This is a genomic window from Acinetobacter sp. WY4 (assembly GCF_018438165.1).
Lineage (GTDB): Bacteria > Pseudomonadota > Gammaproteobacteria > Pseudomonadales > Moraxellaceae > Acinetobacter.
Window position 1 is genome coordinate 673,507 of sequence record NZ_CP053947.1, and the last position, 25,118, is coordinate 698,624.

A 25,118-nucleotide genomic window follows, 5' to 3' on the forward strand; every position below is an offset into this window, starting at 1 on the left:
CGCTTAGTTCAAACCTTTGAACTCAGCTTTACCGCGATATGCAGCATTAGTCAATTCTTCAATACGAAGTAATTGATTATATTTCGCTACACGGTCAGAACGGCAAAGTGAACCAGTCTTGATTTGACCCGCTGCTGTACCTACTGCAAGATCAGCAATCGTTGAATCTTCCGTTTCACCTGAACGGTGTGAAATTACAGTAGAGTAACCATTCTCTTTCGCAAGGTAGATGGCATCTAAAGTTTCAGTCAAGGTACCGATCTGGTTGTATTTGATCAGAATCGAGTTACCCACTTTTTCGTTGATACCACGTTGCAGAATTTTCGGGTTCGTTACGAACAAGTCGTCACCAACCAACTGGATCTTGTCGCCAAGAATAGAAGTCAGGTAAGACCAGCCTTCCCAGTCAGATTCGTCCAGACCATCTTCGATCGAGATAATTGGGTACTGGTTTACAAGACCTGCCAAATAGTCAGAGAACTGGTTGCTTGTGAACGCTTTGTTGCCTTCGCCAGCAAGAATGTACTGACCATTTTTGTAGAATTCTGAAGATGCACAGTCAAGCGCAAGCATGATGTCAGAACCTGCTTTGTAGCCAGTTTGACCAATTGCTTCAAGAATAACTGTGATTGCTTCTTCGTTTGAACGTAAGTTCGGCGCAAAACCACCTTCATCACCTACCGCAGTGTTTAAACCTTTTTTGTTTAAAACTGATTTAAGTGAATGGAAGATTTCAGCACCGGCACGTAGCGCTTCAGAGAATGAAGTGAAGCCTACTGGCTCAATCATAAATTCTTGAATATCGACGTTGTTGTCTGCATGTGAACCACCATTGATGATGTTCATCATTGGTACAGGCATAGTTAGAATCGTTTGACCGCGAAGATCTGCGATGTATTGGAAAAGAGGAATTTTCTTTTCTTCAGCAGCAGCGCGAGCAGCAGCCAAAGACACTGCCAAAGTTGCGTTTGCACCTAGTTTTTCTTTGTTTTCAGTACCGTCAAGCGCGATCATCGTGTTATCGATGTCTTTTTGTTCGAATACTGATTTACCGACCAAAGCGTCACGGATTAACGTATTTACGTTATTTACCGCAGTTTTAACGCCTTTACCTAAGTAACGCGCTTTATCGCCATCACGAAGTTCTAAAGCTTCACGAGAACCAGTTGAAGCACCAGATGGTGCACATGCACGGCCAACTACGCCAGATGCTAAGATTACGTCTGCTTCGATGGTAGGGTTACCACGAGAGTCCAAAATTTCACGTGCACGAATGTCAACGATTTGGCTCATGAACTATTCCTCAGTTGATTAATATGAGCTGCCTATACGGCAGCGCAAGAGTGATAAACTCAGTGTGTATCTAACTTTTCGAAACCTTTGACCAAGGTATCCAATTCTTTTAGCTGTGCCAGGAAAGGCTCAAGCTGAGACATGCGCAGCGCACATGGACCATCACACTTGGCTTTTTCCGGATCTGGGTGTGCCTCTAAGAACAAACCAGCAAGACCCGTTGCCATACCCGCACGCGCAAGCGTTGTAATTTGCGCACGACGACCACCGGCAGAATCTGCACGGCCGCCTGGGGTTTGTAAGGCATGGGTCACATCAAAGAATACCGGGACATTCATTTCTTTCATGATGTCGAAGCCCAGCATGTCTACAACCAGATTGTTATAGCCAAATGCCGAACCGCGTTCACAAATGATCAGTTTGTCATTTCCAGCTTCCAGACACTTATGCAGAATATGGCGCATTTCGTGTGGAGCCAGGAACTGGGCTTTTTTGATATTGATGATGGCATCCGTTTTTGCCATGGCTTCCACAAGATCCGTCTGACGGCTTAAGAAAGCTGGCAATTGAATAATGTCTGCCACTTCTGCAACAGGAGCCGCTTGATACGGCTCATGCACATCGGTGATGATCGGCACATTAAAGTGTTTTTTAATGTCAGCTAACCACTCGAGACCTTTTTCCAGGCCTGGGCCACGGAAAGAGTTCAGGCTTGAACGGTTGGCTTTATCAAAGCTGGCTTTGAACACATAAGGAATGCCCAAACGTGTACAGATATCGACATAAGTCTCTGCGATTTCAAAAGCCAGGTCTTTAGATTCAAGTACATTCATTCCGCCGAATAATACAAATGGCAAATGATTTGCCATTTGTATATCGCCCAAACGTACAATTTCTTGTGGTTTTAATTGCGACATTTAAACTTCCCTAGTTGTGTCCTACGCACCGATTATTTGGTTTTTTGGTACTGCTTTTTCGCAGCATCAATGAAACCTGCAAATAATGGGTGACCATCACGTGGCGAGCTGGTAAATTCCGGGTGGAATTGTACTGCAATAAACCAAGGATGTGCAGGAATTTCAACAGTTTCTACCAGATGCTGTACCGGAGAATAACCAGAAATCTTCATGCCTTTTTCTTCCAGCACTGGGATATAACGGTTGTTCATCTCGTAACGGTGACGGTGACGCTCGATGATTTCTTCAGAACCATAAACTTCTGCAGTTTTAGTCCCTGCAACCAGTTCAGATTTTTGCGCGCCTAAACGCATCGTGCCACCCAGATCAGAATCAGCAGAACGTTGCTGAACTTCACCACGCTCATCTAACCATTCAGTAATTAAACCAATCAATGGAGATTTGGTTGAACGGTTAAATTCAGTCGAGGTCGCGTCTGCAATACCAGCAACATTACGTGCGTATTCGATCACAGCCAACTGCATACCTAAGCAAATACCGAGGAACGGCACACCGTTCTCACGTGCGAACTGAATCGCCTTCATTTTGCCTTCAGTACCGCGCTCACCGAAACCACCAGGAACTAGAATCGCATCAGCATCTTTCAATACTTCTGCTACATCTTGGCCTTCAAGCTCTTCAGCGTTTACGTAGTCAATCTGAACTTTCACACGGTTTTGAATACCCGCATGTAAAAGTGCTTCGTTGACAGATTTGTAAGCATCTGGAAGTTCAACGTATTTACCGACCATTGCAACACGTACGGTGTATTCAGGGTTCAGTAATGCTTCTACAACGTTATCCCAATCTGTTAAATCAGCTTCAGGAAGATCGTTATAACCAAAACGTTCACAGATTAAATCATCAACATTTTGTTCGTAGAATGTACGTGGAATCTGGTAGATCGAACGTGCGTCTTTACATACCACAACGGCACGTGCTTCAACGTTGGTAAATAATGCAATCTTACGCGTCGTATCTGCATCTACATCGTACTCTGTACGACAGATGAGAATGTCTGGCTGAATACCAATCGACAGGAGTTCTTTAACAGAGTGCTGTGTTGGTTTGGTTTTTAATTCTGCTGCAGACTTAATGTATGGGAGTAACGTTAAGTGCATTAACATGGTACGTTTATGACCAAGTTCAACCATTAACTGACGTACAGATTCCATGAATGGGAGAGATTCAATGTCACCTACAGTACCGCCGATCTCTACGATCGCAACGTCATAACCTTCGCCTGCACGAAGTACACGCTCTTTGATATTGTCAGTAATGTGTGGAATAACTTGAACAGTACCGCCTAGATAGTCACCACGGCGTTCTTTGTTTAGAACATCCTGGTAAACACGGCCTGATGTGAAGTTATTTAGTTTGGTCATTTTCGCACGACGCAAGAAACGTTCGTAGTAACCCAAGTCTAAGTCTGTTTCAGCACCATCTTCTGTAACAAAAACTTCACCATGCTGGAATGGGCTCATTGTCCCTGGATCGACATTAATGTATGGATCCATTTTTACCATGGTCACTTTTAAACCACGAGCTTCTAAAAGTGCAGCAACAGAAGCAGCTGAAATACCTTTACCTAGTGATGAAACTACACCACCAGTAACGAAAATAAAATGGGTCATTGGGTTTCTCGTACAATCGAGCCTAAATCGGCCTGCAATGTTGCGCAATTTTACTTTACCTTGTACCTAGAAAGCAAAGTCAATCCGCATCAATTCAAAGAACAATAAACAATTGACTATTCTAACAGCAATTCCTATAAAAAATTACAGTAAGTTCATATGATTTCTATCTTGCATTTTGCTGCTATAATAGTGTATCCACTCCACACTTTTATGTTTGATGCAATGATGATGAAGAAACTTTTAATCTCCACCCTAATCCTGACTGGCCTGACATTAACTGCGTGTGTAAAAAAAGAAGCACCAAAAGAAGAAGAGCAAGTAGAAGTTACTCCAGCATCTGAAATCTCGACTCCAGAACCAACGCAATTTGAACCGCTTGAACCTGTAGAGCCAGCGGCAATTGAAGAGGAAGTAGCGCCAACGGTTGAAATTCAACGTGAGCAAACTGAAAACACCACGACTGAAATCCGTCGTGAAATCAAAAAACCAGAAACTACTGAGCCGGCACCAGTGCCTGAAACCCGCGAAGAACCTGCGTCAAAGCCTGCTGCGACCACACCTAAAACCAATTCAAATCCAGAAAACAAGTCTGAGGATGATGCGGTTGCTGACGCAATTGCCGCAGCGATGCCAGCACTTGACTAATTACAGTATCATTCATCAAAAAACCCAGCAGATGCTGGGTTTTTTATTGGAACTTTTTAAGCAGATACTGTTGCCGGTGCACGAGATAAGTGAATCAAATAGTCTGCCATTAGTCGGGTAGCCCAAGATTCGGTTTGCATCAAGCCCTGATAAAAGCCGCAATGACTGCCTTTTTTGGTGGTAATCACCATAATATTGGACATCGCCCGAATTTTTTCTTTATAAGGTTCTAAATTTCGGATGTGACAAACCGGATCATCCTCCGCATTTAAAATCATCAGCGGAATTTTGATACTTTCAAATACATAAATCGGATTGGTTGCCTGGGTATAACTGGCATAATCCGTAAATCCGGCCAGTTCAAAATAGAGTTTTTCAAATTCGGACAGATCTTTAACTTCTAATAACTGTTTCCAGCTTGGGCAGACCTGCCAGGTTTCCTGATAAGGATGAATAAAGCGCTTAATCAGTTTTTTGGCCATAACTTTACTGTAAAACGGATGCACATTGGCAAAACCAGTTTCAGTGTTATAGCCAGGACATAAAGCAAAAGCTGCTTTTAATGGGGTTTGTTCACCCTCTTCGCCCAGATAACGCACTAACAATCCCGTACCCGCAGAAGAGCCAACCCCATAGAGATCGGACTGAGGAAATCTGTCCTGTATATACAAGAGTTGTTCACGCAAATCCTGAGTTGAACCAAACAGGTTCATTTTAGGCACAGGCATGGGTAAGTCTGCATGACCACGGCGTAAACACAATGCAACACGCCAACCCGTATATTTATGCAGATCACGAACCAGTTCACGCATTGATTCAGGAGAACCGGTTATCGTATGCAATAAAACAATGGTAGGGGTATTTGCAGGAAGATCCAGTCCATACCAGGCAATACCGGTAATTCCGCCATCTGACATTTTCAGCTGTTCAAGCGCGTCATATTTCAGCTTAATGGTACGTTTTTTAATTAAATCGAAATACAGAATATGTGCGTGTGCATTGGCTAACCAAGGTGTAGGACGATATTTTTGTTGCAGCTGCGGTAAGCGCTCAATGAGTCCTGAAAATACACCATTCGGATTGTAATACAGGGTCGGCTCGTCTGCTCCACTGAAACGATCCAGATACTCACTGGAAAGCTGACCCAATTTTTTAAGCAACATTTTCATCTGTCATCCCCCTCTAGTTGTACTAGCTGTGATTTACAAATTTCATGCCGACTTGAATCAATAGTTCGAATTAAGTTTTAGCTTGGAATGATTGCATCCGCTGGCCCATCTGTACAGCCAAGGCTTCAAGTCCGGACTTAGGTCGAATCATGACTTCAAAATCAATCATCTGCCCCTCTTCATTAAACTGAATCATGTCAACTCCCTTTAGTTTTTTATCGCCCACATTGGCAGAAAACTCAAGTACGACATTGTTACCATCTTCACTTATAAATTCACGGTGATAGGTGAATTTTTCAAAGACTTGAATGACATTGGTCAAAATAAAAAATACCACCTGTTTTCCAGGATAAGGCTGAAAAGCCACAGGCGAACGAAATACCACTTCTTCAGCAAGTAGTTCATTCAAGATCGACATATCACGGGTTTCCAGCATCTCATGCCAGCGTGCAATGGATTTTCTGGTATTTTCGATGGTCATTTTGGATTCCTTCTTTTTTGATATTTTCTAATAAAAGCTTAAATACTTCTTTCTTTTAATTGAAAGAATTCCCCCTTTTATTAAAGGTGAGAAGTACTGCTTCGCAAGGGGGGATTCTTTCTTACAAATCCTCTCCCTAACCCTCTCCTTTAATAAAGGAGAGGGGAAAAAGCAGGTTTTAATATTTTCAGATCACCGCCGCCAATTCAGCACCCTGACGGATTGCACGCTTGGCATCCAGCTCACCCGCTTCTTTCGCTCCACCAATCAGATGCACACTTTTACCCGCCGCTTTTAGCTCATCAAACATGGCGGTATAAGATTCCTGACCGGCACAAATAATCACGTGATCGACTTCCAACACAGCAGGCTTGTCATTCACGACAATATGTAAGCCCTGATCATCAATTTTTTCATAATTGGCGCCCGCAATCATTTTTACGTCACGGTGTTTTAAACCGGTACGATGAATCCAGCCTGTGGTTTTACCCAAACTCGCGCCGACTGAAGCAGCTTTACGTTGCAATAAATAAATTTCACGTTGCGGTTTTTCTACATTTGCAGCTTTTAAGCCACCGACATTTTCATAGTCAGTATCAATACCCCATTCATCATAGAATTTTTCCGGATTGATACTGCCACTTTCCCCTTCATGGCTCAAGAATTCGGCTGTATCAAAACCAATACCGCCTGCACCAATAATGGCAACTCGCTGACCCACCGGCTTACGTTCTTTCAAAACGTCCAGATAAGACAGTACTTTTGCATGATCAATGCCTGGAATCTCAAGCTGACGTGGTGTCACGCCTGTTGCCACCACAATATCATCAAAGCTTGACTGAGCCAGCTCTTCCAGACTCGCCTTATGATTCAGTTGCAATTTGATACGTGGTTGTAATTCAATCTGACGCTTGAAGTAGCGCAAGGTTTCATAAAACTCTTCCTTGCCCGGAATGGTCTTGGCAATATTAAACTGCCCGCCAATCTGAGCAGCGGCTTCAAATACCGTCACCTGATGACCGCGATTTGCTGCATATACAGCAAAGCTTAAACCTGCAGGACCCGCACCAATCACAGCAATATTTTTTGCTACATTGGTTTCTTTAAAAATGAGCTCTGTTTCATAGCAGGCACGTGGATTGACCAGACAGGTGGCAATTTTCATTGAGAAAATATGATCCAGACAGGCCTGATTACAACCGATACAGGTATTGATCTCATCGCTACGACCCTGCTCCGCTTTCAGGACAAACTCAGAGTCTGCCAGCATTGGGCGGGCCATGGAAATCATATCAGCATCACCAGACGCCAATACATATTCAGCCATTTCCGGGGTATTGATACGGTTCGAAGTGATTAAAGGAATCTTCACCTGACCTTTCAGTTTACGGGTAACCCAAGTAAAGGCTGCACGTGGCACTTTGGTGGCAATCGTCGGAATACGCGCTTCATGCCAGCCAATGCCGGTATTGATAATGGTCGCACCGGCTTTTTCAATTTCTTTGGCCAACTGGATGACTTCTTCCAGAGTTGAACCGCCTTCGACCAGATCCAGCATAGACAGGCGATAAATAATGATAAAGTTCTCACCAACCATTTCACGGGTACGGCGTACAATTTCAATCGGGAAACGGATGCGGTTTTGATAGCTTCCACCCCATTCATCATCACGATGGTTGGTACGTGCTGCAATAAACTCGTTAATCAGATAGCCTTCCGAGCCCATGATTTCTACACCGTCATAACCGGCATATTGAGCCAGCTTGGCACAGTTGGCGAAATCATCAATGGTTTGCTGCACTTCGGCAGATGTTAAAGCATGTGGCTTGACTGGATTAATCGGTGCCTGAATTGGGGATGGCGCGACATTTTCTGCCTGATAAGAATAACGCCCGGTATGCAGAATCTGCATGGCAATTTTTCCGCCCGCCTCATGTACGGCCTGGGTAATTACCTTATGCTTTTCAGCTTCTTCAAGAGTGTCAAGTTTGGAACCCCCATGAAACGTCACCCCATGATCATTGGGTGAAATCCCGCCGGTGACAATTAAAGCGACTCCACCTTTGGCGCGCTCTGCATAGAAGGCTGCCATCCGATCATATCCGCCGGGTGCCTCTTCAAGACCAACGTGCATGGAACCCATTAACACGCGGTTTTTAAGCGTGGTAAAACCCAAGTTCAATGGGGCAAGTAAATTCGGATATTTAGACATTTCAACTCCTGAGCGTGCGTTTAGGCTGGCTATTGTTTTAGCAACTGGCAGTTTGATCCCTCAAACTTTCCAGTTTAATGCAACTTGTTGCACTAATTTATATGCCAGAATTGATTTTTATGCAACATGTTGCATAATAATCCTGAGTCACTTTTTTGAGACGCTTATGTCTTTAGCGCATGTTTTATTGACCAGCCTGATTGAAAAGCCCAGCACCGGAATCGAACTGGCCCGCCGTTTTGACCGATCCATGGGCTTCTTCTGGAATGCCACTCATCAGCAGATTTATCGCGAGCTGAATGCCATGCTGCAAAAAGGATGGATTTCGACGATAGAAGAGGAAGATTCCAATAGCCGCAAAAAGACATATCAGGTGGAACGTCTGGGCCGGGAAGAACTGGCCAACTGGATGCTGCAACAAAGTCCACCGGCACAACTGCGCGAAGAACTGATGGTGCGTTTACGTGCCGAAGCCCAGCTTGGTGGCAATAACACCTTGGCAGAGCTGGAACGCCATCTGGAACTGCATAAAGAAAAACTAAAAACCTATCAGCAGATTTTTGCCAAGGACTTTGCTCAAGCACACGAAAATGACCGTACCTTGTATATTCATAAAATGATTTTACAACTGGGGATTGATCAGGAACTGGGCTGGATTTCCTGGCTGGAACAGGTCATTCAGCGACTCAAACAATTTGATGCAAAATAACTGTAAATACGGAGACACACATGCCCTTTTATCGCATGCCCGATGGTGAACAGCTATTTGTACTCGAATACGGTCAGGGACAGCCGGTACTGGTACTCTCAGGACTCGGCATGCTGAGCTGGCAATGGAAAGCTTTTCTCTATGCGCATCAGAAAAATTTCCGTTTCATTATTCCGGAATGGCGCGGCTTTGGGGCTTCCAGTCGCTGTAAAATTCCGCAAGATCTTGATGCAATTTCCAGTCACTGGTTGGATATTCAGTCGGTAATTCAACAGCTCAATTTAGATAAATTCATTGTGCTTGCTTACTCTATGGGCGCAACCACAGCAATGCACGGCATACATTATGGCAACTTTTCCAGTCAGATTTCTGCTTATTTACATATCGATCAAACACCTAAAATTCCGGTCGATGATGCTTGGGCTTTTGGACTTTTTGGTCCACGTCATCAGGAATTTATCGACATCCTGCAGCAGCTCTCTGCCCTACTTGCACAATACCAGCAAGTTGAATTGATCCGCGATCTCGACATTTCGGTACGTAAACAAATCGCTGCCCTATGGCTAAAGTTTATTCAGCTACAAAATGAACAAAAATATAGTCTGAAAGCTTTCGCATTTATCCTAAATCAACCTCGCCTGCAAAGCCTGTTATTACCTTCCAGCCGGGTGGATTATATGGCGTGGTATATCAATAATTATTTATATCATCGTGAAGATTACCGCGAGGCTCTAGCTCAGCTTAGCTGTCCGGTGACCTTCTTTAGCGGTGTACAATCCAAGTTGTATCCTTTTGAAGGTCAGCGCCTGATTGCAGAAAGCCTGCCTCATGCCAAACAGATAATTTTCAGCAAGTCTGGCCATACGCCTTTACTGACTGAACCGCTAAAATTTTCCCGAGAACTTGGCATCTTCTTGAAAGAAAATTCGCAATCTAGCGGTTCAGCTACCTAAAGATTCAGGAGAGAGAATAATGAAAAAGCTGGTGGTCTTTTCCGGTGCAGGCATGAGCGCCGAAAGTGGCATTAATACTTTTCGTGACAGTGATGGACTTTGGGAACAGCATCGTATAGAAGAAGTCGCCACACCCGAAGCCTGGGCCAAAAACCCACAACTGGTACAACGCTTTTATAATGCCCGCCGTAAAAACATTCTGGAAGCACAGCCAAATGCAGCCCATCAGCTGATCGCCAATCTTGAAGATAACTTTGATGTGCATGTAATCACCCAGAATATTGATGACTTGCATGAACGTGCCGGCAGCTCCAAGGTGATCCATTTACATGGCAATATTCGCCTGGCCAAAAGCTCAGGCCCCGATGCACAAAGCACAACCGAGTTTTATCCAATTGAAGGTTCTGAATTAGATTTAAATCAACACTTTTGCAAGGCAGGATATCCGCTGCGTCCTCATGTGGTCTGGTTTGGCGAAGCCGTGCCCGCGTATGAAGAAGCTCAAGACTGTGTACAGGATGCCGATATTTTTGTGGTCATTGGTACCAGCCTGCAGGTTTATCCGGTTGCCGGATTAATTCATGAGATTCCTACGAGCTGTCAGGCCTATTACATCGACCCGAAAGCCGAGCAGCAGCATTTGCCTGGGCAGTTTTACAAAATCCCCCAAAACGCGACCGATGGCATGCAAACACTGCTAGGCTTACTGAAATCCGGGAATTAAATCTTTATGCGCTGCATTCTCTGATTGACAGTATGCAACAATCAATTTTTAATCAGCTTATCGTTGCAAGAATGGAATTAAACCATGCTGTCTGATCTGGATGACTTTTACTGTTTCGCTCAGGTGGTGGAACATGGCGGCTTTAGTGCAGCCGAACGTGCGACCGATATTCCCAAATCCAAACTCAGCCGCCGGGTGTTTAATCTGGAAGAGCGTCTGGGTGTACGTCTGATTCAGCGCAGTTCGCGTCATTTTGCCGTGACCGATATCGGCATGAATATTTATCGGCATGCACAGGTGATGCTGAGTGCTGCACAGGCAGCGCATGATTTGGTGGATCATCTGAGTACCGAACCGCGTGGAACCATTAAAGTCAGTCTGCCAGTCTCTATTGCCCAGAATGAACTGGCAAAAATTCTGCCAAATTTCCTGAAAAAATATCCTGAAATTAAAGTCCAGATGATGATCACCAATCGACGGGTCGATATTATCAATGAAGGCTTTGATCTGGCCTTACGTGTCCGTTCCAGCCTGGATGATGATCCGAATCTGGTGATCCGCCAGTTTGAAAAAATTGAGCAGCATCTATTCGCCAGTCAGGGTTATTTAAATGAATTTGGTGAACTGAAAACCCCTGAGCAACTGGCTGAACATAAAATCCTGAGTATGGCCGAAGACCATACCGAACAGTTTCTAACCCTGCAAAATGAACAGCAGGAACAGAAAAAAATCCGTGTCAGTCCAACGGTTATGGGGTCTGACCTAAATATGCTGGCACAACTGGCCGCATCAGGCTCAGGCATCACTTTGTTACCAGATAATGTGGTCGAGCAGTACGTGGCAAGTGGTGAACTGGTTCGGGTACTTCCCGACTGGAAAGCACCGCATGGTATTTTCCATGTGGTTTATCCTTCTCGTCGTGGCCTATTGCCCGCAGTCCGGGTCTTTATTGATTATCTGGTTGCTGAATTAAATCAGCGCTAAGTAATATGCTTTTGAAGAAAACTGGATAAAAAAATAGCTCATTCTTGGGGAAAAATGAGCTAGAGAAACTTTCACTACAGCATAGTAAGCGAAAAAAAGGGAACCTATGTATCTGACTCTTATTTTAATCAGATATAAAATCCTAAACCACTGTTTAATGTAGTGTTTTGTATTTTTTCGTCAGCAAGCACGAGTGAGTTGTAATTTATGTAAGTGGATTATCTGAATAAAGATCATTCAATCAATATTTTAAATTTCCGGATACTCACCTGTGCCTTCAGGCCAAGGCGACAAGACTTCAAACCCGGTTTCAGTCACATAAACCATATGTTCCCATTGCGCAGACCAGGATTTATCCGTGGTGACCACAGTCCAGCCATCTTTCAGTTCTTTGACGCGGGCTTTGCCCATATTCACCATTGGCTCAATAGTAAACACCATGCCTGGAACCAGTTTAATGCCCTGACCCGGCTGACCGTAATGCAAAATGTTTGGCTGCTCGTGATAGACCTTACCGATGCCGTGACCGCAATATTCGCGCACGATGGAATAGCCTTCACGCTGTGCGACCGTTTGAATCGCATAGCCGATATCACCTAGAGTCGCGCCCGGCTTCACCGCATGAATCCCGGCCACCATGGCTTCATAGGTGGTATTGACCAGTCGCTTGGCTTCTGGAGAAGGAGTTCCAACATAGTACATCCGGCTTGTATCACCAAAATAACCGTCTTTAATAATGGCAACATCAATATTGATAATATCGCCATCCTGCAGAACGACTTTTGATGATGGAATGCCGTGACAAACCACTTCATTCGGTGAAATACAGGTGGTTTTAGTATAGCCATAATAGCCAATATTGGCTGGCGTCACTTTTAATGTATTTACAATAAAATCATGACAGAGATCATCCAGATATTCAGTCGTGACACCTGGCTTGACATGCTCCCCGATCATCGCTAAAACCTCTGCAGCCAAACGCCCAGATATCCGCAGTTTTTCAACATCTTGCTCAGTTTTAAGACTTATCGCTGGAGCTCGCATATACCTATCCTCACTATGAATCCCTGAATTATAATCCCTTTTTTGCGAAATATGTCGCAGTTGTTGAGTTTCGGCACAGCAATTTTCCTTGAAATAGGACTTTTCACTGCTGCTTATTTGTACAAACAATAACTGACATATTTTGATATCAAGTGCAGATATTTTTTGAGCTTGTAAGGAAAAATATATTTTTCAGCGAATTATCAAACATATATTTCTACCAAGATTTGAATGACCGGTTATGTGATCCGCAAACTCACTAGAATCAAGGCTTCCAGCCTTAAAATAAACTCCAAAAAATTGGACATATACACTAAAATCGCTTTCTTTTGTTCTATTGATCTCCCTTTATGACAAGTCTGCGTACCCGGGATATTGTCGCCCTAGGTTTTATGACCTTTGCACTATTTATTGGTGCGGGCAACATTATCTTCCCACCGATTGTGGCTCAACAAGCCGGTGAACACGTATGGCTCGCTGCTTTAGGTTTCCTTATTACAGCAGTCGGCTTACCCGTGATTACCATTATTGCGTTGTCTCGCGTTGAAGGCTCCATTCAGGCACTAAGCTCGCCTCTTGGCAAAGTAGCCAGTATTTTGCTGACTGTGATATGTTACTTAGCTGTTGGCCCTTTATTTGCGACACCACGTACCGCAACCGTTTCTTATGAAATCGGTTTTTCATCTTACTTTGGCAATGAATCTGGCAGTCTGCTCATTTACAGCATCATCTATTTTGCTGTGGTGACCATCGTGTCCTTATATCCAAACAAGATCCTGGATACCGTCGGCTATTTCCTGTCGCCACTTAAAATTATTTCTTTGATAATTTTGGGTGTAGCAGCCGTGATGATTCCTGCCAGCAATCCGCCTGCAGCGATCGATAATTACGTTACCAGTCCAGTGACTGAAGGTATCGTGAATGGTTATTTAACCATGGATACTTTGGGCGCTTTAGTTTTCGGTATTGTGATTGTTAAAGCCATTACTTCACGTGGTGTAACCGATAAAAAACTGATTACCAAATATGCGGTCAATGCCGGCATTATTTCTGGTATTGGTTTAACTCTGGTGTATTTAAGTCTGTTTAAACTTGGACTGGGTAGCCATGGGATTGCCCCAAATGCAGCCAATGGTGCCATTATCCTGCATGCTTATGTACAACATGCTTTTGGCGATATGGGCGCTTACTTCCTGTCTGGCATGATTTTTATTGCCTGTATGGTGACTGCAATTGGTCTGACCTGTGCCTGCGCTGAGTATTTCTCCAGCTTGACCAAGATTCCGTACAAGATTTTTGTATTCATTCTGGTGGGCTTCTCACTGGTCATTTCAAATCTGGGTTTAACCAAACTGATTGCTGTTTCGGTTCCAGTCTTGAGCGCGATTTATCCGCCTGCCATTAGCGTCATTATGCTGAGCTTCTGTGCAAGCTTCTTCAAGAAACCATCTCATGTGATTGCGCCAGTGACCCTGGTGGCCTTGATCTTTGGTATTTTTGATGGATTAAAAGTCGCTGGTTTTGAATTGCCTGCATTACTGCAAAATTTACCTCTATCAGATCAGAATCTGGCCTGGTTTATCCCGTCCATGATTGTATTGCTGATTACAGCTGTGATTGACCGTATTAGAAACTAAAACTTCTAGGATGTCTGAAAAATCGTATTTTTACCCAAAATCCGGTTTGAGCGTGATCAATAATTGTCAGGTTTTACCCAAACGGACATTTATTGTTTCTTAATAATGACATCAAATCACCGCTGTAAATCTTGATACTAAGATTTTCTATAAAATATGATGTATAGAATTGCACTTTAATTATTTTTTATATAAATATAAACAAAACTTTAATTTCCTGATTTTAGATACCTATTGTTGCCAACTTAAACCAAGTCCCCCTCCGAGTCATACGCAGGCTTACAAAGTATTGATTAACACTACATATCTTTGGCGTAGAATTTGCACTTTCCATCTGGTCGCATTAATCAAATGATGACTACATCTTATTTCCAAAATTAGCTGGAGGTGAAATCTGAAAATATAATTCTTGCCTAATCAAGTGATTATGTAGTTATACGACTAAAGATGGCCATTTTGACTGTAAAAGCCTGCCACAGCAGTTGCAAAGGTCCAAATTAAACAGTACAACTATATATTCAATTCTGACTGATTAAATCTGCTTTAATCTTCAATAACATAAATAAATGGGAGGGATGGAGATGTTATCATTACATTTCAACAAGCAAGTCTTCATTGACGCTCTTAAAGCCAACAACACCAATCTGGTGACATTTATATGCACCACTTTTGCACTCATGCTGACTTTAACCGTCCATTGCTTAATTCAAGGTAATTTAAAACTTGAATACTTCGGCTATGCACTGATTGTCTCAGCTGCGTTTTTCCTATGGGCTGCCATAGACCAGAAATACCGATAAACAAATTTTTAATTAGCCCAGATGGATGATTTGGCCAGTCATCCATCTGGTGAAAAAAGTGTTTTAACTTTCAAGAATTCCAGCATCCTTTCAGAATAACTATAAAAAGAACATTAAAATAATCCGATAAATGCTCCATAGAGCAAGATCCCCGTCCCGCCCAATTCTGCGATAATTAAACCCAGCATGGCTAAAGTCATCAAACTTCCTGGCAAATGAAACTTACCCAGCTGATGCGGTTGTTTAAACTGATTCGTCGTGTCTTGCAGAAAACCATGTAGCATATAAGCGGCAATCGAGAAGCTAAAAAACAGAATATTGACTAGTACGCAAATCAGATTCACCATACTCGGCAACACTGAACAATAGGCCAGCACTGCCAGAATTAAAGTTGCAGGTGCATAAAGCAGGCTGCTGCGATGAGCAATATCGACATAATAATGTGCACGTGACTGAGGCGATTGACGGATCTGCCAGTATTTCCAGACGCCGGTAAACATCCCGATCCACAAGAATATCCCACTAAAAATAATGGCAGTTTTAACGGCCAGCTCAAGTTCTATTAGCTGCATAAGTTTATTCCATGTCTATTATTTTACTGACTTTTAAGTCATGTTTTCCCCAAGCTACCCTGCTAAAAATCTATACAGTAAAAGCTTCATGGGATTATAAAAATCATAGTGTATCGTATGTCTGAATTTGAAACATTGACTCTGCAGTGTCAGGACGGCTATCGCTTAAGTGCACGTTTTTATGCAGCTATTTCTGAAACTGAAAAACTTCCGGTATTGGTTTGTCCGGCAACTGGCATTACCAAACAGTTTTATCATCAATTCTGTGTCTGGTTACAAGCTCAAGGCTATGCCGTTATGGTGTTTGACTTTCGGGGGATTGGTGATTCACTACACGGCCCGTTGAGAAACTCAAAAGCCAGTATTGTGCAATGGGGTCAACTGGATATTCCGGCCGCGATCGATGCATTATTAGCACGTACCAATACAGAAAAGGTGACTTTACTTGGACATAGCGCCGGAGGTCAGCTTTTAGGCATCGTGCCAAATCATCATAAAGTCGCAAAAGTCGTGGCCGTGTCTTGCTCAACCGGACATATCAAAGGACTTAAAGGTAAAACTAGGCTGCTTGCGCCGGTCATGTTTAATGTCATTTTCCCACTGGCTCGAATCACAAAAGGTTATGGCCCGACTCAAGCGATTGGTATGGGTGAAAATCTGCCTAAAGATGTGGCACGAGAATGGGCACTGTTTTGCAGTAAACCCGGCTATGTGATGAATGCGGTCGGTAAACTTATATCACCTAAAGCGGATTTTCATACTCAAATCACCTGCCCGATTACCTCGATCTGGTCATCGGATGATGAAATTGCCACGGAAGCCAACGTGAAAGATTTACTACGTTTATATCCAAACGCAAAAACCCAGATAATTGAACTTAGACCTAAAAGTTATGCCTATAAAGCCATTGGTCATATGCTGATGTTCAAGAAATCGCATCAGAATTTATGGCCGGTGATTGAACAGCAATTGACTGTTTAAATCAGATTTAGATGGTTATTTGCAGGCTGCTGTGTTCTAATACTCTCAGTTTGAGATGAGCCTCTTACAGCATATGGGCTTGACCTATATACGACTAGCCCCTAACCATGGGGCTTTTTAATGCCTGAATATTTTAAAACGTATGTAAAAATAGGCTGACGATAACGCCAACCCATGTCTTTCTTTATCGAATTAAATATTATTTTGACTCAATATCATAGACCCAGTTTCGTGCCTGTTTGTCTGTGGTCGTTTCACAAACGTAGTAGTCATGATCCCATGAATCAGGATGGAATATTTCCTTTTTAGTATAGGTGACATTTTTGCCTTTTTCGACGCAGATAAAGCTGTAACCTTGGTCTTTGACTTGCGTTCCGTTGAGGAAGCCACCAATACAGAGGAAGCGGGATTGTTTGGGCATTTTACTAAATCAACTTTTAAATCAATTTTCAATTTGAGGATTAAACGATGTATTTAATAAAGTGTAAAGTATCAATATGGTAGCTCATTAAAAAGAAGTAAGAGATAAGGTTATTTGGAATATGCAATACGAAAAAGTTAAAATAGAAAATATGAAAAAGACAGTCAACGATTAAAATATGAAAATATCGCGTTTATGTTGGATATGTAACATTAATATTGCAGATACTGCTGAACATGCTTTAAAAAAAACAGATATTGTTCGTGCTTATGGTAAAGGTTCTTATCATAATTTAGGGGAAAAACAACCAATTCATTTTAAAAATGGAAAGCAAACCAAACTTCAGGGTGCAAACTCTGATGTAATTAAAAATCCGAAAGATTTATGCAAGCAATGCAACAATACACTAACGCAACCTTATGACTTTGCATATGATAAATTCATTCAATATGTCATAAATAATTGTGATTTAATTTTAGAAAGACGCTTTATTGATTTTGAAGAAATATATGGAGCTGATTTCCCCTCTCAACAAACCAATTTATTTAAATATTTTATAAAGTCTTTTGGTTGCAGAATTTATGCAAATCCAAATTTTGAAGTTCCTATAGATGTAGTTGAAATAATCAAAAATGATTTGAATCACTTTACAACTGGTTTAAAAATCACAATGAGTATAAATAATGAAGTTATAAATAAATTCGGGAATCACTGTTTCCATTTTGTAGGAAAGACTGAAATGCATTACTACAATTTAACAAATAACCCAAATCAATTTGGTTTCAGTTTCAGCGAACATATAGGTTGGTTTTTTATCAATTATTATTATCTTATAGATATCAATGAACGAAGTGGCACTGAATGGATTGCTAACCGAAAGGTTTTATTCATAGGTGAATTAGAAGAATTTAATTTTATTAAATAATTTCAGTTATCAGTTTTGAGATTGGTTAAATTTTACAATAATATTAACTAGATAAGGGCTGATTAATCAGCCCTTATCTTATACCGCTTATTTCTTAATTAACAATGAATTAAGTCAACTGAGCAGCAGCAATTTTCTTAGTATCAACGTCTTTAGCAGCGTCAGTATATTCGCTCATCTTGTCGAAGCTTAAGTATTGATAAATGTCAGCTGACATGCTGTCAATTTGAGCTGCGTACTGTTGATATTCTTCTGGAGAAGGTAATTTACCCAATACAGCAGCAACAGAAGCAAGTTCAGCAGAAGCCAAGTAAACGTTAGCACCTTGACCTAGACGGTTCGGGAAGTTACGAGTAGAAGTTGATACACAAGTTGTGTTCGGAGCTACACGTGCTTGGTTACCCATACATAATGAACAACCTGGCATTTCAGTACGCGCGCCAGCTTTACCATAAATGTTATAGAAACCTTCTTCCATCAACTGATGTTCGTCCATACGCGTAGGTGGAGCAATCCACAAACGAGTTGACAATGCACCACCCGGAACTTTCTCTAACAATTTACCAGTCGCACGGAAGTGACCGATGTTAGTCATACAAGAACCAACGAATACTTCATCAATTTTCGCGCCTTGAACATCAGAAAGAAGTTTCGCATCATCTGGATCGTTCGGGCAGCAAAGAATAGGTTCTTTGATGTCTGCAAGATCGATTTCATACACTTTGGTGTATTCAGCATCAGCATCAGCTTTGATCAGGCTTGGGTTAGCCAACCATTTTTCCATGTTCTCAACACGACGAGCCATCGTACGCGCATCGCCATAACCTTCAGAAATCATCCACTTCAACATGGTGATGTTTGAACGAAGGTATTCAGCAACTTTCTCTTCAGAAAGTGTGATAGAACAACCAGCAGCTGAACGTTCAGCAGAAGCATCAGAAAGTTCGAATGCTTGCTCAACAGTCAGGTCAGTTTCCATTTCTGTTAAGTCGATCTCAAGGATACGACCAGAGAATATGTTTTTCTTACCTTTCTTCTCTACAGTTAAGTCACCTTCCTTAATTGCGTAGTAAGGAATTGCATGTACAAGGTCACGTAGAGTGATACCAGGCTGCATTTTACCTTTGAACTTCACAAGTACAGATTCAGGCATGTCTAATGGCATAACACCAGTTGCTGCAGCGAACGCTACAAGACCAGAACCCGCCGGGAATGAAATACCGATTGGGAAACGAGTATGCGAGTCACCACCAGTACCAACAGTATCTGGAAGAAGCATACGGTTTAACCAAGAGTGAATAATACCGTCACCTGGGCGTAAAGACACACCACCACGGTTCATGATGAAATCAGGAAGCGAGTGTTGCATTTGAACGTCAACTGGTTTTGGATACGCAGCTGTATGACAGAAAGATTGCATAACAAGGTCAGCAGAGAAACCTAGGCAAGCCAAGTCTTTCAATTCGTCACGCGTCATTGGACCTGTTGTATCTTGCGAACCAACAGTAGTCATCTTAGGTTCACAGTAAGTACCTGGAAGTACGCCTTGACCTTCAGGAAGACCACAAGCGCGACCAACCATCTTCTGAGCTTGAGTGAAACCTTTACCAGTTGCAGCAGGCTGAACCGGAGTACGGAACATTGTAGATACTGGAAGACCTAAAGCTTCACGAGCCTTAGTCGTCAAACCACGACCTACGATCAGGTTAATACGACCACCAGCACGAACTTCGTCAAGAAGTACTGGAGTTTTAAGTTCAGCTTCAGCGATTTGCGCGCCGTCTTTGAACGCAGTTACTTTAGCAGCAGCGTGATCGATCTTAAGAACGATTTCGTCGCCCATGTTCATGTTGGCAACATCGATCTCGATCGGTAATGCACCCGCATCTTCCATGGTGTTGAAGAAAATCGGAGCGATTTTAGAACCTAGGCAGTAACCACCGTCTTTTTTGTTCGGGATGTGCGGGATGTCGTCACCGAAGAACCAAAGTACAGAGTTAGTTGCAGATTTACGAGATGAACCTGTACCAACAACGTCACCCACGTAAGCAACCTGGTTGCCTTTCGCGATCAGTTCTTTAATCTGGTTAAGTGGACCCACTTCACCAGGAACTTCTGGATTGATTCCGTCACGTACGTTTTTCAACATTGCATTTGCGTGCAATGGAATGTCTGGACGGCTCCAAGCGTCTTGTGCAGGTGACAAGTCGTCAGTGTTGGTTTCGCCAGTTACTTTAAAAACAGTCAGTTTGATTTCTTCAGGAACGTCTTTACGGCTAGTGAACCATTCAGCGTCTGCCCAAGACTGCATAACTGCTTGAGCATTTGCGTTACCAGCTTTTGCTTTATCAGCAACGTCATGGAATGCATCAAATACAAGAAGCGTTTTTTTCAATGCTTCAGCTGCAAGTTCAGCAAGCTCAGCATTGTCTAAAAGTTCAACTAAAGGTGCTACGTTATAACCACCAAGCATAGTACCTAGTAAGTAAACAGCACGTTCTTTAGAAACGAGTGGAGAGGTTGCTTCGCCTTTTGCCAATGCAGCTAAGAACGCAGCTTTTACATATGCAGCTTGGTCAACACCTGCTGGTACACGGTTTTCAAGCAAATCTACCAAGTATGCTTCTTCACCAGCTGGCGGGTTTTTTAGTAGTTCAACTAATGCAGCTGTTTGGGCATCGTCAAGTGGCTTCGGTGGGACTCCGAGTGCGGCACGTTCTTCAACGTGTTGGCGGTAAGCTTCTAGCACAGTGTTATTCCTCTTTTTTAAAAAATTACTTATGAATTCCTGCTTATTCCAAGCTTCATAAATAATATGGACTCCGAAATTTTACTAAATTTCCAGTTAAAAGTTAATGCAACTCAAGTGTTTCTTCGTGATGCTCGTTATTTTATAACTAAATGATGCTCTTAATGATTATTCCATAATCAGTTCCAGCTTACACCACACGAAACAAGCCCATGAATAGGCCCTTTTAACTGAATTTAATGCATAAAAAAGGCAACCCTGATGTTGCCTGATTTGACGTTAAAAAGATACTCCACCTTAGTGTACAGTGGTCGAGTTTAAATACTGTTGATATGAGTCTCGGCAGCCTTGGAATTTCACCACGCATTCATCTTCATAGGTGGTACTGTGATTACTGCTGGCAAAGGAAATATCCACCTGATAAAGCTTTTTATCTTGTTCTAGCATCTTCTTTAAAACGACTTTGTCACCGACGCTGAGTACATAGCGACTGCCGCCAATAATGACCACACCTTCTTCATCTTCCAGAAGCAGATCAGAATGATGCAAATATCTTACGACTTCCATATTGTGCTACTCCTTGGATAATTGGAGTTAAATTCATTATTCAATATAAAGATAAGTATTTCTATATTTTAGATTTAGAAATTGTCACAAAGTGTACATTTTGCTTAGGCTATTTTTATTATTTAGTCTTTTGAAGATGCTTATATTTAAATACGTTTAATGGGAAATATGGGTTGGATAATTTTATCCAAATATAAAAAAACCGTTCCTTAGAACGGTTTGTAATCTGGTAATTCGTCATGCGGTGTCGCAATACACTTTGCAGTAAATTCAGCGCGGACTTTTTCACGGGCTGCTTTTACATCTGCCTTAATCTCTTCGGCTGGAATCGCATAGACTTCATCAATAATATTCAGGATAAAACCTTTGGTGGTTTCGTCGTCGATCTTGTTGGCATGCTCGATTGCTTTTTCTTTCTCAATCGCATTCTGACGATCCAGCATAATGGTACGCGCCGCATTACCGACGCTTCGACAATAACCTTGCCACTGCTCTTCAGGGGTTAAGGGTTTCTTCTCGGCACAACCGGCCAGCGCCAGCATAAACGATAAAGCCAATAACTTTTTCATGAATTTCTCCTTCCGAGGGGCAATATAAAAGATCGGGGAAGATTTGTCATTTCAAAATGCGAGTTGTATGGAATTAAAAAAGCCCACTAATGGGCTTTTTCATTTTGTGTGATTAACCACATGAAGCCTGAATAATCTTTTTGCTTGCAGGATCTACGGTTACAGTCACTCTTTCTTCACGATAGTCCATCGTCACCGCTTGACCCGGCTCGACCATACGTACAATTTGTGCCTGGGTTTTCTGCTTGATTTGCGCTTCAGTCAAATTGGACTGACCGACCAATGCTGTCGCCTGATCAGCAATACATTTAGGTTGATTCATGTGTAGTAATTCCCACTCCTCGACCACCTGACCATTCTTTAAATGGCAATATCCGACCTGACCATTGCTTTCAGTACGAATCTCAAGCTTGCCACCCTGATTGACACAATAAGCGCTTGCAGGATTCGCTGAACCTATTTTAGGAGCATCCGTCTCAGATTGCGGCGTAGTGGTACATGCGCTTAGAGCGAGAGCCAGTAAACCGAACAGCATTGTTTTTTTCATGAGAGCCTATTCTTCTTCAATAATTCTTCACCAATTTAGCATATTTCCTGGTCCTTGCCAGACACAAGTCTGTGTACATTTTTAACCGTGCTTTTTCATTAAAGAATGGAAATAACACCTTTATGAATTAAGGACTTCAACGCTATAACTTCTTTCAATGAACAAGAAAAACAGAAGAGAAGAACCTCTACAAAATACGAAAATTCCGGATGAATAGTCTGAACCAAGTAATTATGCACCTCAATAGCATTACATTGTCATTACATCGTTCAAATATGACTTCGCTTTTAGATTTGTGATCTGTGCTGGATTGATTTAATATTTGATTGAATTTTAAACTTTCTATTGGCATGACAGACGATCCTCAACTCTCCCTCAAGGAATATCTTGCTACGGTTCAGGAAGTGGTCAAACTCACTTTCGATACACCAGTATGGGTCAAAGCCGAAATTCGTAATCTAAGTATTAAAGCCGGCCATTATTATCTGGAGCTGGCAGAAAAAGAAGCCGATAGCGATCAGGTGATTGCCAGTTGCCGAGCAACCATCTGGAAATTTAGTGCCCAGAAAATTGTCACGCAGTTTGAACGTGAAAGCGGGATTGAGCTGAGTCGTGATCTGAAAGTGCTGATTAAAGTCAAAGCCAACTTTGATCCGCAATATGGCTTTTCTTTAAATATTGTCGAGATTGATTCGGGCTATACCTTAGGAGATATTGCCCGGCGTTATCAGCAGATTGTTGAGCGGTTGACGACTGAAGGACTGATTCAGCGCAATAGAAACTTGCCCAGTCCTTTTGACCTGAACCGGATTCTGGTGATTGCTCCCGAAAATGCAGCAGGCCTAGGAGATTTTAAAAAAGATGCCGATGCACTACAGCGTGCGCAGGTGTGTAAGTTTGTCTATCACAGTGCGACTTTTCAGGGAAATACTGCCCCGCAAAGTATTATGTACAGTCTGGCACAAGCACTTAAACAATGGGCACAGACCTATAACACTGCACCGGATCTGATTGTGATTATAAGAGGGGGTGGCGCAGTCAATGATCTGGCTTATTTGAATGATTATGATCTGGCTGCCCTGCTTTGCAAGCGTTCGGTGCCGGTCTGGGTCGGCATCGGGCATGAAAAAGACCGCACTATTCTGGATGAAATTGCGCATCGCTCCTTTGATACTCCGAGTAAAGTCATTGCAGGAATCCGCAATCATATCTTTGAACTAACCCAGGATGTCCTGAATTATCTACAGCGGATTCAGCGTTTATCTCAGCAACAGATTCAGGCTTATCAAAATCAGAATGATCAATTTTTGAAACTGATTCAAAGTCTGGCCAATAATCAGATTATGGATGCGTTGCAACGTCTGCAACAGATCAAGGCCAATACTGCCAGTCTGGCCCAGCAGCATACCCAGCTGATTAATCAGCAGCTCGATGCCCTAATGCGGGAAACGCTGCTACAAAATCCTAAACATGTTTTATCCAAGGGTTATGCCATCGTGCGCCAGCAAGAACAGGTGGTTGCATCTATTCAACAGATTCAGCCCAATGATCTGGTTGAAGTCGAATTACATGACGGCATTTTTTCAGCACAACTTATACAGGTACTTCCTCATGAATCATGATACTTTGAGCTTCCAACAAGGCTATGACATCTTGAAAAAGAATGCAGAATTGCTCGAATCTCAGCAAGAACCGGATATTGATAACTTGATGAAAATCGTGGAAGAATCCATGACCGCCTATAAAGCTTGCAAGGCACGGGTTGAAGCGGTTCAAACTGCGTTAAATGATACTTTTAAAGATTAATTGGATGTCATTTCAAATATTAGCTTAGACTATTCTGCTAGATTGAGTTGACATAAAAGCTCTCATTCATGGGGGCTTTTTTATTAAGTGAAAAAAATCATTTCAATGACTATTTAAATTTTCTAGATGGGGATTTTGATCAATCCGCTCAATTCTAAATGGGAAATATTGTATTTTCATTCTCATCCACCAGACGATAAAAAGCCCAATATTGAATTGGGCTTTTTATTACTCTTCAATTTCTATAGGATCACCGTCTTCAGAGCGAATATGACGCGTCCCATCATCCGCAGGATCAACACTAGAACCATCTTTGGTAATAGCATTGTACATTTCATCCTCTTTCTTATCATCGATAAATTCTTCATCTTCGAAATCTTGAGGCTCACTATCGTCGTCAAAGTTCAAAGGCTTTTCTTCATTTATCATGGCGATCCATCACTTATTTAACCAATAAAATATCATGCTCAAATATTTGAAAGATTCATTCAAGAGTCAACGATGATCATTTGTGTAACTGAATAAACACAATAGTCATTGGAACATTACTTTTCTATCGACAAAAAAATGCCTCCTTAGGGAAGGAGGCTGAAATTGGAAAGAAACTACAGTGATAGAATCTATTCATGCATTATATATAAACTTATAATTTATACATTAGCATAATATTACATTAATTTTTCAATTAAAAAGCCCGCTTACTCTTTCAAATAAGCGGGCTAGTACTGTAGTCATTT

The 25,118-nt window shown here is 42.2% G+C and carries 25 protein-coding genes; 11 read left to right on the forward strand and 14 right to left on the reverse strand.

Annotation, left to right across the window (positions count from 1 at the left end; translation table 11 throughout):
* Nucleotides 1-3: 3 nt before the first annotated feature.
* From eno to G4D73_RS03150, 3 genes are read right to left on the reverse strand one after another with little or no spacing between them, the layout of a single operon-like run.
* The gene (gene eno / locus G4D73_RS03140; RefSeq protein WP_004278719.1) at nt 4-1,293 is read right to left on the reverse strand and encodes a phosphopyruvate hydratase; all 1,290 of its coding nucleotides are present in this window, start codon (nt 1,291-1,293) and stop codon (nt 4-6) included.
* 59 nt (nt 1,294-1,352) lie between these two features.
* Nucleotides 1,353-2,210, reverse strand: a complete 858-nt coding sequence (gene kdsA, locus G4D73_RS03145) for a 3-deoxy-8-phosphooctulonate synthase (protein ID WP_004278721.1) — start codon at nt 2,208-2,210, stop codon at nt 1,353-1,355.
* 32 nt (nt 2,211-2,242) lie between these two features.
* Nucleotides 2,243-3,883, reverse strand: a complete 1,641-nt coding sequence (locus G4D73_RS03150) for a CTP synthase (RefSeq protein WP_004278723.1) — start codon at nt 3,881-3,883, stop codon at nt 2,243-2,245.
* Nucleotides 3,884-4,108: 225 nt separating this feature from the next.
* Here G4D73_RS03150 and G4D73_RS03155 point away from each other — a divergent pair, with 225 nt between their 5' ends.
* Nucleotides 4,109-4,531, forward strand: coding sequence for a hypothetical protein (locus G4D73_RS03155; RefSeq protein WP_370940779.1), 423 nt, complete (start codon nt 4,109-4,111; stop codon nt 4,529-4,531).
* 56 nt (nt 4,532-4,587) lie between these two features.
* On the opposite strand, the gene G4D73_RS03160 is transcribed toward G4D73_RS03155, so the two are convergent.
* The 3 genes from G4D73_RS03160 to G4D73_RS03170 form a co-directional block, all read right to left on the reverse strand.
* Nucleotides 4,588-5,700 carry a YheT family hydrolase gene (locus tag G4D73_RS03160; RefSeq protein WP_086044730.1) on the reverse strand — a complete coding sequence of 371 codons (1,113 nt, stop codon included), beginning with the start codon at nt 5,698-5,700 and terminating at the stop codon, nt 4,588-4,590.
* A gap of 70 nt (nt 5,701-5,770) precedes the next feature.
* A complete protein-coding gene (locus G4D73_RS03165) occupies nt 5,771-6,181 on the reverse strand; it encodes a nuclear transport factor 2 family protein (RefSeq protein WP_044108912.1) in 411 nt (136 codons plus the stop codon).
* 187 nt (nt 6,182-6,368) lie between these two features.
* On the reverse strand, nt 6,369-8,393 hold the full coding sequence (locus G4D73_RS03170; protein ID WP_213687364.1) for an NADPH-dependent 2,4-dienoyl-CoA reductase: 2,025 nt from the start codon (nt 8,391-8,393) through the stop codon (nt 6,369-6,371).
* Nucleotides 8,394-8,559: 166 nt separating this feature from the next.
* On the opposite strand from G4D73_RS03170, the gene G4D73_RS03175 reads away from it, so the two are divergent.
* From G4D73_RS03175 to G4D73_RS03190, 4 genes are all read left to right on the forward strand, one after another.
* Nucleotides 8,560-9,102 (forward strand): PadR family transcriptional regulator, encoded by a 543-nt coding sequence (locus tag G4D73_RS03175; protein ID WP_005247223.1) that lies wholly within the window; start codon nt 8,560-8,562, stop codon nt 9,100-9,102.
* Between the two features lie 20 nt (nt 9,103-9,122).
* Nucleotides 9,123-10,055, forward strand: a complete 933-nt coding sequence (locus tag G4D73_RS03180; protein ID WP_005247224.1) for an alpha/beta fold hydrolase — start codon at nt 9,123-9,125, stop codon at nt 10,053-10,055.
* A 19-nt stretch (nt 10,056-10,074) separates the two neighbouring features.
* Nucleotides 10,075-10,779 carry an SIR2 family NAD-dependent protein deacylase gene (locus tag G4D73_RS03185; RefSeq protein WP_005247225.1) on the forward strand — a complete coding sequence of 235 codons (705 nt, stop codon included), beginning with the start codon at nt 10,075-10,077 and terminating at the stop codon, nt 10,777-10,779.
* A gap of 84 nt (nt 10,780-10,863) precedes the next feature.
* A complete protein-coding gene (locus G4D73_RS03190; RefSeq protein ID WP_213687365.1) occupies nt 10,864-11,763 on the forward strand; it encodes a LysR substrate-binding domain-containing protein in 900 nt (299 codons plus the stop codon).
* Between the two features lie 249 nt (nt 11,764-12,012).
* Here the strand turns inward: G4D73_RS03190 and map are convergent, their stop codons facing one another.
* On the reverse strand, nt 12,013-12,807 hold the full coding sequence (gene map / locus G4D73_RS03195) for a type I methionyl aminopeptidase (RefSeq protein ID WP_004645281.1): 795 nt from the start codon (nt 12,805-12,807) through the stop codon (nt 12,013-12,015).
* A gap of 350 nt (nt 12,808-13,157) precedes the next feature.
* Between map and brnQ the strand changes: the two genes are divergently transcribed.
* Both brnQ and G4D73_RS03205 read left to right on the forward strand, forming a co-directional pair.
* Nucleotides 13,158-14,444: a branched-chain amino acid transport system II carrier protein gene (brnQ, locus tag G4D73_RS03200; protein ID WP_213687366.1), complete on the forward strand. Its 1,287-nt coding sequence runs from the start codon at nt 13,158-13,160 to the stop codon at nt 14,442-14,444.
* A 581-nt stretch (nt 14,445-15,025) separates the two neighbouring features.
* Nucleotides 15,026-15,244 (forward strand): hypothetical protein, encoded by a 219-nt coding sequence (locus tag G4D73_RS03205; RefSeq protein WP_004645284.1) that lies wholly within the window; start codon nt 15,026-15,028, stop codon nt 15,242-15,244.
* Between the two features lie 113 nt (nt 15,245-15,357).
* Here the strand turns inward: G4D73_RS03205 and G4D73_RS03210 are convergent, their stop codons facing one another.
* On the reverse strand, nt 15,358-15,816 hold the full coding sequence (locus tag G4D73_RS03210; RefSeq protein WP_213687367.1) for a hypothetical protein: 459 nt from the start codon (nt 15,814-15,816) through the stop codon (nt 15,358-15,360).
* A 117-nt stretch (nt 15,817-15,933) separates the two neighbouring features.
* Here G4D73_RS03210 and G4D73_RS03215 point away from each other — a divergent pair, with 117 nt between their 5' ends.
* Complete coding sequence (locus tag G4D73_RS03215; protein ID WP_213687368.1) at nt 15,934-16,797, forward strand: alpha/beta fold hydrolase; 864 nt, start codon at nt 15,934-15,936, stop codon at nt 16,795-16,797.
* 199 nt (nt 16,798-16,996) lie between these two features.
* On the opposite strand, the gene G4D73_RS03220 is transcribed toward G4D73_RS03215, so the two are convergent.
* Entirely contained in the window at nt 16,997-17,218 is a 222-nt protein-coding gene (locus G4D73_RS03220; RefSeq protein WP_213687369.1) for a hypothetical protein, read from the reverse strand.
* Between the two features lie 178 nt (nt 17,219-17,396).
* Between G4D73_RS03220 and G4D73_RS03225 the strand changes: the two genes are divergently transcribed.
* On the forward strand, nt 17,397-18,143 hold the full coding sequence (locus G4D73_RS03225) for a hypothetical protein (RefSeq protein ID WP_213687370.1): 747 nt from the start codon (nt 17,397-17,399) through the stop codon (nt 18,141-18,143).
* A gap of 109 nt (nt 18,144-18,252) precedes the next feature.
* On the opposite strand, the gene G4D73_RS03230 is transcribed toward G4D73_RS03225, so the two are convergent.
* The 4 genes from G4D73_RS03230 to G4D73_RS03245 form a co-directional block, all read right to left on the reverse strand.
* Nucleotides 18,253-20,892 (reverse strand): bifunctional aconitate hydratase 2/2-methylisocitrate dehydratase, encoded by a 2,640-nt coding sequence (locus tag G4D73_RS03230; RefSeq protein WP_005252103.1) that lies wholly within the window; start codon nt 20,890-20,892, stop codon nt 18,253-18,255.
* 297 nt (nt 20,893-21,189) lie between these two features.
* Entirely contained in the window at nt 21,190-21,459 is a 270-nt protein-coding gene (locus G4D73_RS03235) for a hypothetical protein (protein ID WP_213687371.1), read from the reverse strand.
* Nucleotides 21,460-21,668: 209 nt separating this feature from the next.
* Nucleotides 21,669-22,028 carry a hypothetical protein gene (locus tag G4D73_RS03240; RefSeq protein WP_004645374.1) on the reverse strand — a complete coding sequence of 120 codons (360 nt, stop codon included), beginning with the start codon at nt 22,026-22,028 and terminating at the stop codon, nt 21,669-21,671.
* Nucleotides 22,029-22,140: 112 nt separating this feature from the next.
* On the reverse strand, nt 22,141-22,575 hold the full coding sequence (locus G4D73_RS03245) for an I78 family peptidase inhibitor (protein WP_213687372.1): 435 nt from the start codon (nt 22,573-22,575) through the stop codon (nt 22,141-22,143).
* Between the two features lie 350 nt (nt 22,576-22,925).
* On the opposite strand from G4D73_RS03245, the gene xseA reads away from it, so the two are divergent.
* On the forward strand, nt 22,926-24,197 hold the full coding sequence (gene xseA / locus G4D73_RS03250) for an exodeoxyribonuclease VII large subunit (protein ID WP_213687373.1): 1,272 nt from the start codon (nt 22,926-22,928) through the stop codon (nt 24,195-24,197).
* Entirely contained in the window at nt 24,187-24,381 is a 195-nt protein-coding gene (gene xseB, locus G4D73_RS03255) for an exodeoxyribonuclease VII small subunit (RefSeq protein ID WP_005103445.1), read from the forward strand. Before xseA ends, xseB begins: the two co-directional genes overlap by 11 nt.
* Before the next feature lie 228 nt (nt 24,382-24,609).
* On the opposite strand, the gene G4D73_RS03260 is transcribed toward xseB, so the two are convergent.
* On the reverse strand, nt 24,610-24,810 hold the full coding sequence (locus G4D73_RS03260) for a hypothetical protein (protein WP_213687374.1): 201 nt from the start codon (nt 24,808-24,810) through the stop codon (nt 24,610-24,612).
* Nucleotides 24,811-25,118 lie beyond the last annotated feature (308 nt).

Bases quoted from the DNA above. Each gene is read 5' to 3' on its own strand.
- eno (WP_004278719.1), bottom strand. From the start codon at position 1,293: ATGAGCCAAATCGTTGACATTCGTGCACGTGAAATTTTGGACTCTCGT.
- kdsA (WP_004278721.1), bottom strand. From the start codon at position 2,210: ATGTCGCAATTAAAACCACAAGAAATTGTACGTTTGGGCGATATACAA.
- G4D73_RS03150 (WP_004278723.1), bottom strand. From the start codon at position 3,883: ATGACCCATTTTATTTTCGTTACTGGTGGTGTAGTTTCATCACTAGGT.
- G4D73_RS03155 (WP_370940779.1), top strand. From the start codon at position 4,109: ATGATGATGAAGAAACTTTTAATCTCCACCCTAATCCTGACTGGCCTG.
- G4D73_RS03160 (WP_086044730.1), bottom strand. From the start codon at position 5,700: ATGAAAATGTTGCTTAAAAAATTGGGTCAGCTTTCCAGTGAGTATCTG.
- G4D73_RS03165 (WP_044108912.1), bottom strand. From the start codon at position 6,181: ATGACCATCGAAAATACCAGAAAATCCATTGCACGCTGGCATGAGATG.
- G4D73_RS03170 (WP_213687364.1), bottom strand. From the start codon at position 8,393: ATGTCTAAATATCCGAATTTACTTGCCCCATTGAACTTGGGTTTTACC.
- G4D73_RS03175 (WP_005247223.1), top strand. From the start codon at position 8,560: ATGTCTTTAGCGCATGTTTTATTGACCAGCCTGATTGAAAAGCCCAGC.
- G4D73_RS03180 (WP_005247224.1), top strand. From the start codon at position 9,123: ATGCCCTTTTATCGCATGCCCGATGGTGAACAGCTATTTGTACTCGAA.
- G4D73_RS03185 (WP_005247225.1), top strand. From the start codon at position 10,075: ATGAAAAAGCTGGTGGTCTTTTCCGGTGCAGGCATGAGCGCCGAAAGT.
- G4D73_RS03190 (WP_213687365.1), top strand. From the start codon at position 10,864: ATGCTGTCTGATCTGGATGACTTTTACTGTTTCGCTCAGGTGGTGGAA.
- map (WP_004645281.1), bottom strand. From the start codon at position 12,807: ATGCGAGCTCCAGCGATAAGTCTTAAAACTGAGCAAGATGTTGAAAAA.
- brnQ (WP_213687366.1), top strand. From the start codon at position 13,158: ATGACAAGTCTGCGTACCCGGGATATTGTCGCCCTAGGTTTTATGACC.
- G4D73_RS03205 (WP_004645284.1), top strand. From the start codon at position 15,026: ATGTTATCATTACATTTCAACAAGCAAGTCTTCATTGACGCTCTTAAA.
- G4D73_RS03210 (WP_213687367.1), bottom strand. From the start codon at position 15,816: ATGCAGCTAATAGAACTTGAGCTGGCCGTTAAAACTGCCATTATTTTT.
- G4D73_RS03215 (WP_213687368.1), top strand. From the start codon at position 15,934: ATGTCTGAATTTGAAACATTGACTCTGCAGTGTCAGGACGGCTATCGC.
- G4D73_RS03220 (WP_213687369.1), bottom strand. From the start codon at position 17,218: ATGCCCAAACAATCCCGCTTCCTCTGTATTGGTGGCTTCCTCAACGGA.
- G4D73_RS03225 (WP_213687370.1), top strand. From the start codon at position 17,397: ATGAAAATATCGCGTTTATGTTGGATATGTAACATTAATATTGCAGAT.
- G4D73_RS03235 (WP_213687371.1), bottom strand. From the start codon at position 21,459: ATGGAAGTCGTAAGATATTTGCATCATTCTGATCTGCTTCTGGAAGAT.
- G4D73_RS03240 (WP_004645374.1), bottom strand. From the start codon at position 22,028: ATGAAAAAGTTATTGGCTTTATCGTTTATGCTGGCGCTGGCCGGTTGT.
- G4D73_RS03245 (WP_213687372.1), bottom strand. From the start codon at position 22,575: ATGAAAAAAACAATGCTGTTCGGTTTACTGGCTCTCGCTCTAAGCGCA.
- xseA (WP_213687373.1), top strand. From the start codon at position 22,926: ATGACAGACGATCCTCAACTCTCCCTCAAGGAATATCTTGCTACGGTT.
- xseB (WP_005103445.1), top strand. From the start codon at position 24,187: ATGAATCATGATACTTTGAGCTTCCAACAAGGCTATGACATCTTGAAA.
- G4D73_RS03260 (WP_213687374.1), bottom strand. From the start codon at position 24,810: ATGATAAATGAAGAAAAGCCTTTGAACTTTGACGACGATAGTGAGCCT.